Genomic DNA, 1,370 nt, shown 5'->3' on the forward strand with positions numbered 1-1,370 from the left:
ATTAACATTATGAAATATATAATAAGTTAATATTGCTACAAATTTATTATTTTTTTAACAAAAAAGTTTCATAAATGAAACTTTGTCTTTCGTTATCTATCCAGAGAAGAAATGGGAGGTGGAACTATTATGAATATTAACTGGAAAGTACGTTTTAAAAACAAGCTCTGGGTGTCGAGTTTTGTTGCCCAATTATTTATTTTAATTGAGTTACTTTTAATTGGTGCCCATGCTATTGGTTGGACGAGTTTTCAGTTAACTGAAGAAATTCAAGATTGGGTATTCGCGGTAGTAAATATCGTATTTGGATTGTTTGCTACAATCGGAAATATTCAAGATCCAACTACAGAGAATTTTGCTGATAGTCAAAGAGCTATGAACTACAACTAACTAAGTAATTCTTTAAGGAGGTGGTGGTAATGTAGGTAATGTGATAAAACAGAGGTAAGAAGTTGTACATCGTAATACAAAACTAAAATGGGGTGATTAATTATGGTAAAAGTATTTATTGATGCAGGTCATGGTGGGACGGATTCAGGCGCAGTGGGGAATGGGTTACAGGAAAAAAATCTAACATTGCAAATTTCAACTAGAATTAAAGATATTCTGCTTGCTGAGTACAACAATGTAAGTGTGTTAATGAGTCGAACAGGAGATCAATCTTTAACTTTGACGCAGCGTACAAATGCAGCTAACTCATGGGCAGCTGACTTTCTCCTTTCTGTTCACATTAATGCCGGTGGTGGAACAGGCTATGAGGATTATGTTTATCCTGGAGTAGGTGCACCTACTACTACTTATCAGAATACTATTCATGAAGAAATATTAAAGCTTGTAAACTATACTGATCGTGGAAAGAAACAGGAAAACTTCCACATGTTACGTGAATCTAATATGCCAGCCCTTTTGACTGAGAATGGATTTATTGATAATACAAATGATGCTGCTAAGTTGAAAACAGCTTCCTTCATTGAATCTTTAGCTCGAGGTCACGTGAACGGCATAGCTAAATGCTTCAATCTTCCAAAGAAAACTACAGCTGTTTATCATACGGTTGTGAGTGGTGATACTGTATATTCATTAAGTCAAACATATGGTAGCACAGTGCAACAGATTAAAGATTGGAATGGGCTTGATGCGAATTACACTATTTATGTAGGACAAGTGTTAAGAGTGAAATAAAAATGCACTTTCTATAAAATCTATCAAAAATTTGTCGAAACCTATCTAAGCCCTATTCACTTAAATTGTGTAGGGCTTTTTTATGACTATTTCTAATAGAGCTATTATATTTAAAAGTTTATTTAATAATAATGCGGGTAAATAATAATAAACAAATAATTGGATGATCTGAAGGAGGAAATATAGAA

The 1,370-nt window shown here is 33.4% G+C and carries 2 protein-coding genes; both read left to right on the forward strand.

Annotated features, from left to right (window positions below; genetic code table 11):
* The first annotated feature begins 129 nt into the window (after window positions 1–129).
* On the forward strand, window positions 130–390 hold the full coding sequence (locus AN959_RS20370; protein ID WP_056833462.1) for a phage holin: 261 nt from the start codon (window positions 130–132) through the stop codon (window positions 388–390).
* A 102-nt stretch (window positions 391–492) separates the two neighbouring features.
* Window positions 493–1,182, forward strand: coding sequence for an N-acetylmuramoyl-L-alanine amidase (locus tag AN959_RS20375; RefSeq protein ID WP_056833464.1), 690 nt, complete (start codon window positions 493–495; stop codon window positions 1,180–1,182).
* Window positions 1,183–1,370: the final 188 nt, after the last annotated feature.

It is taken from the genome of Psychrobacillus sp. FJAT-21963 (assembly GCF_001420585.1).
Classification (GTDB): domain Bacteria; phylum Bacillota; class Bacilli; order Bacillales_A; family Planococcaceae; genus Psychrobacillus.

Coding starts and splice junctions, on each gene's coding strand:
- AN959_RS20370 (WP_056833462.1), top strand. CDS start 130: ATGAATATTAACTGGAAAGTACGTTTTAAAAACAAGCTCTGGGTGTCG.
- AN959_RS20375 (WP_056833464.1), top strand. CDS start 493: ATGGTAAAAGTATTTATTGATGCAGGTCATGGTGGGACGGATTCAGGC.